Annotated in this window: 3 protein-coding genes; all 3 read left to right on the plus strand. The window is 64.5% G+C overall.

Annotated elements, in window-relative coordinates; translation table 11 throughout:
- Window positions 1-640 precede the first annotated feature (640 nt).
- The 3 genes from AB0H57_RS32105 to AB0H57_RS32115 all read left to right on the plus strand — a co-directional run bounded on the left by AB0H57_RS32105 (window position 641) and on the right by AB0H57_RS32115 (window position 6,992).
- Window positions 641-2,647 (plus strand): class I SAM-dependent DNA methyltransferase, encoded by a 2,007-nt coding sequence (locus AB0H57_RS32105; protein ID WP_357512419.1) that lies wholly within the window; start codon window positions 641-643, stop codon window positions 2,645-2,647.
- 104 nt (window positions 2,648-2,751) lie between these two features.
- On the plus strand, window positions 2,752-3,873 hold the full coding sequence (locus AB0H57_RS32110; RefSeq protein ID WP_357512420.1) for a hypothetical protein: 1,122 nt from the start codon (window positions 2,752-2,754) through the stop codon (window positions 3,871-3,873).
- Window positions 3,873-6,992, plus strand: a complete 3,120-nt coding sequence (locus AB0H57_RS32115) for a type I restriction endonuclease (protein WP_357512421.1) — start codon at window positions 3,873-3,875, stop codon at window positions 6,990-6,992. Before AB0H57_RS32110 ends, AB0H57_RS32115 begins: the two co-directional genes overlap by 1 nt.
- The last annotated feature ends 673 nt before the right edge of the window (window positions 6,993-7,665 follow it).

Raw genomic sequence — 7,665 nt, forward strand, 5'->3', positions numbered from 1 at the left:
CGTCTTTCCGTTGCACCGCACCGGATCTGGGCGCGTCTGGACCGTTGGCCGAGCCGGCTACTCCAAGTCCTTACACCGTTACTCGGAAAGGCTCAGTGCCCTCCCACGTTGATCGTCGCGCGAAGGGCACTCACGCCCGGCGCCTCCGTGGGGCGGGGTCCATGCGACCGGCGCCCGCCCCACGGGCCTGACCGCAGCGAAGGGCACAGGCATGGGCGTAAGAAGAAGAACGGCCGACGGGAACGCGCGCGGCAACCCCCGAGCTGCGGGGACGCCGCGGTCAAGCACCAGCCGGGGCTCCGCCGGCGGGTCACCGTCCGCGGGTGGTTGCGGTAAGCCATCCCGCTGCCGTCGACCCGGGCAAGCCGAGCAGACCGCCGCCCGACCCGCCAGCGTCCGACCTTGCGTCAAGGTCCGCTTGACGTGGCGGGCCGAGCGGCTGCCCGCTCCCCAAGCGGGCGGGCCGATGGCAGACGGAATGGTTTCAGCGTGTTCGTATTGCGTTGAACCCGCTCGGCCCAGGGCCGCTCGGCCGCGCGGAGCATGCCCCCGGGCGAGACGGGACCTAGGATTGTGCCTCCGGTCAACAACGGGCCTCGGCGTCTCGGGGCCGCTGGAGCAGGGATAGGGCAGCATCTCGGTGAGCAATCTGGGGAACTTCGTCTGGTCGATCGCCGACCAGCTCCGTGGGGTCTACAAACCGCACCAGTACGGCAACGTCATCCTGCCGATGACGATCCTGCGGCGCTTGGACTGCCTCATGGAGCCCACCCGCGACCAGGTCCGCGCGCTCGCCTCAGCTAACCCGAACCCGAACGTTCTCGCTGTACGGGTTCGGCAGCAGCTCGGCCTGGGTTTCTACAACACCTCGGACTACGACCTAAAGAAGCTGCTCTCCGACCCGGACGGGCTGAAGGAAAACCTGGTCGACTACCTGTCCCGGTTTTCGGCCAACATCGACGTGTTCGAGCGGTTCAAGTTCGAGAACGAGATCGCGACTCTGGCGGAGAAGAACCGGCTCTATCTGGTGGTGTCGAAGTTCGCCGAGGTCGATCTGCACCCCGACAGCGTGCCCAACGCCGAGATGGGCGACCTGTTCGAGGAGCTGATCCGCAAGTTCGCCGAGGCCTCCAACGAGGAGGCCGGTGAGCACTTCACTCCCCGCGATGCGATCCGGCTGATGGTGGACCTGTTGTTCGCCGAGGACAACGAGGCGCTGCTCGAGCCCGGGGTGGTCCGCTCTGTGTACGACCCCACCGCCGGCACGGGCGGGATGCTCTCAGTCGCAGAAGAGCACCTGCTGGCACAGAACCCCGACGCCCGGTTGAGGCTGTTCGGGCAAGAGATCAACGACCAGTCCTACGCGATCTGCAAGTCCGACATGATTGCGAAGGGTCAGGACGCCACGAATATCCGCCTCGGTGACACCCTCGCGGAGGACCTGTTCGCCGACCGGTACTTCGACTATTGCCTGTCCAACCCGCCGTACGGGGTGGACTGGAAAGCCGCGGAGGACCAGGTCAAGGCCGAACGCGCTGCCACCGGCGACCACGGCCGATTCGCCGCTGGGCTGCCGAAGATCGGCGACGGGCAGATGCTGTTCCTCACTCACCTCGCGCACAAGATGCGTCCCGCACACGAGGGCGGCGGCCGGGCCGGGATCGTTCTCAACGGCTCCCCACTGTTCACCGGCGTCGCGGGGTCCGGCGAGTCGGAGATCCGCGGCTGGCTGCTCGAGAAGGACCTAGTAGAGGCAATCGTCGCGCTGCCGATGAACATGTTTTACAACACCGGAATCTCCACATACGTGTGGATCCTCGACAACGCGAAGCGCCCGGAGCGTGCCGGCAAGGTTCAGCTCATCGACGCATCCCGCTTCTTTACCAAGATGCGCAAGAACCTCGGCGACAAGTCGCGTGAGGTTTCCGAGGACGAGCGCAACCGCATCGTCCGCATCTACGACGCCTTCGAGGAGCAGAGCCCCGAAGACACGGACTACAGCCGGGTCCTCGCGACCACCGACTTCGGCTATTGGACCATCACGGTCGAGCGACCCCTGCGGCTCAACTTCGCCTGCACCCCTGAACGGATCGACGCGCTCCTAGACGGCGCAGGGAAGGGGCCGCTGAAGGCAGTGGACGCCAATGCCCTGCACGCGGGGTTGAAGGGATTCAACGACAACCTGTACACCAACCGCGCGAAGTTCCTTGCGGAGCTTAAGAGCCACCTCAAGGCCGCCGGGCTCAGCCTCGGGGCACCGCAGCTCAAGGCTGTATGGCAGGGACTGTCCGAGCGCGACGAGACCGCCGACATCTGCACCGACGCCAAGGGCAATCCCGAGCCCGACACCACGCTCCGCGACACCGAGAATATCCCGTTCGGCTGGGCGCCCGCAGGCCAGACTGGCGACAGTCGATACGGCAAGCAGCATTCCGGCGACATCATCGCGGCCTATTTCGACGCTGAGGTCAAGCCACACGTCCCCGACGCCTGGATCGACCACACTAAGACCAAGACGGGACATGAGATCCCCTTCACCCGGCACTTCTACAAGTATATTCCGCCGCGCGACTTGGAAGAAATCGACTCTGACCTCGATACTCTCGTCGCCGAGATCATCAGCCTCCTGCAGGAGGTCGAGCGGTGAATGGTGTCCCTACTTATGCCGCCTATAGGGACAGTGGACTCAGTTGGGTCGGCGAGGTGCCGTCTCACTGGGCCGTTGTTCCTACTCGTACCGCGCTCACTCAGGTGAAGCGGACCGTGGGTGAGCGTTGGTCGGAAACCGTGTTGCTTTCCCTCACCAAGCAGGGCGTCATCGTTCGCGATGTGTCAAATGGCGAGGGCAAGTTCCCAGCTTCATTTGAGGACTACCAGGTCGTCCTGCCAAATGAACTGGTCTTCTGTTTGTTCGACATGGACGAGACGCCCAGAACGGTAGGCCTCGCCCGGCAGAAGGGCATGGTGACCGGCGCTTACACGTGTTTCTCGATCAACCCTGGGGTCGCTGAGCCTCGGTTCCTGGACTGGTACTACCTCGCGATTGACGACGGCAAGAGATTCCGCCCTCTCTATACGGGGCTGAGAAAGGTGATCCAGAAACCGCGGTTCCTAGGCGCAGGTATGGCTCTGCCGCCTCTGCCCGAGCAGCGCGCAATTGCCGACTACCTCGACGAGGAGACCGCCCGGATCGACACATTGATTCGGAAGCAAGAACGGCTCATCGAGATGTTGCGGGAACGGAGGGCGTCCATCAGGGATCGCCACTTCGTTGCCACCGAGGGCAAACGGCAGACTTCTGTCCGCCGTGTGCTTGTGCCCCTCTCCCGGCCGGCGAAGACTGGGCTCGGGGTCGTCACTGCTTACCGAGATGGCGTCGTCACGTTGCGGTCCAAGCGGCGTGACGAGGGGTACACCTTCTCGGAGACAGAACATGGCTACCAGGAGGTCTTCCCCGGAGACCTCGTCTTTCACGCGCTTGACGGCTTTGCTGGTGCCGTCGGGATCTCAGACAGCCATGGAAACGCGACGCCCGTGTATCACGTTTGCAAGGTCTCGACCGACGACGAACCAGAGTACGTCGCAATGCTGCTCCGATACTTGGGCGTGAGTGGTTTCCTGGCGACCCAGGCGCCGAACGTGCGTCAGCGCAGCGTCGACTTCCGCAACTGGACGACGTTCGCGCGCGTGCCGCTCAGCCTTCCCGAACCCAAGGTCCAGCGCGCGGTGGTGAGTGACATCCGGCAGCAGACCGCCAAAATTGATCTGCTGATCTCAAAGGCCGAGCGGTTCATCGAGCTCGCCCAGGAGCGCCGGTCGGCACTCATCGCAGCCGCAGTGACTGGCCACATCGATGTACGGCGGGCAGCCTGATGGCTGACCACAACGAGAAGCCGTTCGAGACCGAGCTGTGCGAGCACTTGGCCGCAAACGGGTGGTTGTACAGCGAGAACTCCCAGGGCTACGACAAGGAACGCGCCCTCTTCCCAGAGGACGTGTTCGGGTGGTTGGGAGAGACCCAACCCGAGGAGTTGGCGAAGGTCCTCAAGGTAGGGTCTCGGGACGAGGCGAAGCAGCGCGCCCAGCTTCTGGACCGGATTGTTAAGGTTCTCGATACCCCGATGGATGCAGGTGGCGGCACGCTAGCGGTGCTGCGCACCGGGTTCAAGCACGTCTCGGCCCGGTTCGACATGTGCCAGTTCCAGCCCGAGACCACCCTCAACGCGGCCAGTATGGCCCGGTACGCCGCAGTCCGTCTCCGGGTGGTGCGGCAGGTGTATTTCTCCACCGCCGACCAGCGGTCGGTGGACCTCGTGCTGTTCGTCAACGGCCTTCCGGCTGCGACCGCAGAGCTGAAAACGGACTTTACCCAGTCGGTAACCGAGGCGATCGAGCAGTACAGGACCTCCCGGCAGCCCAAACACCCGGTGACAAAGCAGGTCGAACCGCTGTTCGGTTTCGGTAAACGCGCCTTGGTGCACTTCGCGGTGTCCAACGACGAAGTCTGGATGACCACCAAGCTCGCGGGCGATAAGACACACTTCCTGCCGTTCAACATGGGGTGCGACGGGGGCGCTGGCAACCCGCCGAATCCGCACAGCTCGGCGTCGTCGTACCTGTGGGAGCGAGTCTGGCAACGCGACGCCTGGTTGAACATCATCGGCCGGTTCATGCATGTGGAGCACACCACTAGGCGCGACCCGATCTCCGGGGCGGTATCGAAGTCGGCTGGGTTGTTGTTTCCGCGGTTCCACCAGTGGGAGGTGGTCACCGCTCTCAGCTCCGCAGCCCGCACCGAGGGCCCGGGCCACCGCTACCTGGTCCAGCACTCGGCCGGGTCAGGGAAGACCAATTCCATCGCCTGGACGGCGCACCGCCTAGCCCGGCTGCATGATGAGTACAACCAGAAGGTCTTCGACTCCGTCATCGTGGTCACCGACCGCACGGTGCTGGACGACCAACTGCAGGATGCGATCCGTCAGATCGACTCCGCCCAAGGCGTGGTGGCCACCATCAGCGACGACGAGGTGCGTCGCGCCGGCGCCGGGTCGAAGTCATCGCTCCTGGCCAAGACGCTGCTGGACGGCAAGCTGATCATCGTGGTCACCATCCAGACCTTTCCCCACGCGATGGAGGCCATCGCCAAGACGAAGGGTCTGAGGAAGAAGACCTTCGCCGTCATCGCCGACGAGGCCCACTCGTCGCAGACGGGAGCGACCGCGAACAAGCTTCGGCAGGTGCTCACTGCCGAAGAGATCAAGGACATCGAGGACGGCGGCGAGTTCGACCTCCAGGCAGTCCTGGCCGGGGAGATGACCAGCCGCGCGAGGGCCGAAAACATCTCCTATTTCGCGTTCACCGCCACCCCGAAACCCAAGACGCTGGAACTATTCGGCCGGCCCGATCCGGCCGACCCCGAGGGCATGCCGATACCGTTCCATCTGTACACGATGAAGCAAGCCATCGAGGAGGAGTTCATCCTCGACGTGCTGCGCGGCTACCAGACCTACGACACCGCCTTCCGCATCGCCCAGCGGGTCAAGGACGACCAGGGTGGCGAGGGCCGCGAGGTCGACGAGTCCGCCGCCACACGGGGCCTGATGCGGTGGGTGAAGCTGCACCCGACCAACATCGGTCAGAAGGTCCAGATCATCGTCGAACATTTCCGCGCCAACGTCCTGGGTCTGCTCGACGGGCACGCAAAGGCCATGGTCATCACCGACTCCCGCAAGGCCGCAGTCCGGTATAAGACGGCCATCGACGCCTACATCGTCAAGCAAAGCTACGACATCGGCACCCTGGTCGCCTTCTCCGGGGAGATCGACGACCCCGAGACCGGCCCGGACAAGTTCACCGAGACCTCGATGAACCCCGACCTGCGCGGCCGCGACCTGCGCACCGCATTCGCCACCGACCAGTTCCGGATCATGCTGGTCGCCAACAAGTTCCAGACCGGCTTCGACCAGCCCCTCTTGTGCGGGATGTACATCGACAAGCAACTTTCCGGCGTGGCGGCGGTGCAGACCCTGTCCCGGCTTAACCGCACCTACCGCACCCCGGCCGGGGAGAAGAAGGACAGCACCTACGTCCTGGACTTCGTCAACGCCGCCGACGACATCAGGGCCGCGTTCCTGCCGTACTTCACCGACGCCCACCTCGAGACCGCCACCGACCCGAACCTCGTTCACGACATTGCCACCAAGCTCGACCAGGCCGCCATCTACACCCCGGAGGAGATCGACCAGGCCGTCGAGGCGACCGTCCTCCGCAAGGGCAACAACGCGCTCGCCGGAGCCATGGCCCCGGCCAAAACCCGGTTCAAGCAGCGCTACCAGGCCGCCCTCATCCAGGGCGACAAGACCGTTCAAGACGAACTCGACATGTTCCGCAAGGACGTCGGCACATTCGTCCGCCTCTACGACTTCGTTTCCCAGGTCGTTGATTACGGCGACGTCGACCTGGAGAAGCGGTCGATCTTCCTGCGGCTACTGGAACGACTAATCCGGCCGGACAACTACACCAGCGATGCCCTCGACCTCTCCGGGGTTTCCCTCGTCCATGTCAAGCAGATCGACCGCGGCCAGACCGAGATCAGCCTCGGGGAGCGCAAGGGTCTCCAAGGTGTCACCGCCGCCGGGTCCGGTGCCAAGCGCGACCCCAAGATGGTCGCCTTCCAGGCCGTCATCGACCGCCTCAACGAACTGTTCGGCGACGAGGACTTCACCAGTACCCAGCAGGTGGCCTTCCTAGAAGGGCTCCTCGCGGCCCTCGAGCAAGTCCAGACTCTGCGCGCCCAGGCCGCCACCAACACCCAGAAGCAGTTCCTCGACAGCCCCGACTTGGTGGATGGCATCATCGGCGCTGTCGCCGACAACCAGGGCGCCCACAACAAGATGGCTGACTACTTCTTTGGGGAAAGCCGTGACGTACGGGTCCTCACCAACCTTGTCGGCGCCGCCTATTACGAGCGAGTACGCTCCGGGGCCGTGTGAGGGGACTACGTGGGTGGGACGGCGGAACGGAGCGAGGCGAGCCCAACTCTCGCACTAGCCGAATCGACAGTGTCCGTGCGGTGGGCCGGGACCGGCCGCACTCGACCGGGGTGGAGTCGACCACCCAGGCCGAGTCGGTCCACAGGTCGGTGTCCGCAGCAACCGCCCGGATCGCCCGCTTCAGTAGCGGCAAGGCGGCTCGGAGGCGTTTGTTGTAGCCGGACTGGCCCGGCAGATAGGGAAACGCTCCGGGCAGATGCGCGGGACGAACCGCAGCCACCGGGCCTCGGACCGGATCCCGAGCAGCACCTGGGCCACCGCGAGGGTCAGCAGCTCGGCATCCGACAGCTTCGGTGGCCGACCCGGTAGTTGTCAAGTCAACCTGAGACAGGTTGTCGTTAACGGGTGGGTTGTTCTTGCCGGGCGGGGTTGTTGATCCAGGCGCTGTTGGGTGCCTGGGGTGCTCGCGGGCGGCGGGTGAACCGCTCCGGGTGAGCGGTGTAGGCCTGGTCGAGGGTGGTCTGCCGCTGCGCGCGGATCGTCGCGGCAGTGCCGAAGTGGACTGATGCCGGGGTGTGCCACCCGGGTTCCACAGATAATTGGGTTCCTGTGACACGTCCGCCGGTCCTATCGCTGTTCAGAGCGTTGGGGCCTGGTGGGAAGTTCGAAAGTC

Source organism: Micromonospora sp. NPDC050686 (assembly GCF_040654475.1).
GTDB lineage: Bacteria > Actinomycetota > Actinomycetes > Mycobacteriales > Micromonosporaceae > Micromonospora.

What these genes read in the sequence shown, in the direction of transcription:
- AB0H57_RS32115 (WP_357512421.1), top strand. Translation starts at nt 3,873, where the DNA reads ATGGCTGACCACAACGAGAAGCCGTTCGAGACCGAGCTGTGCGAGCAC.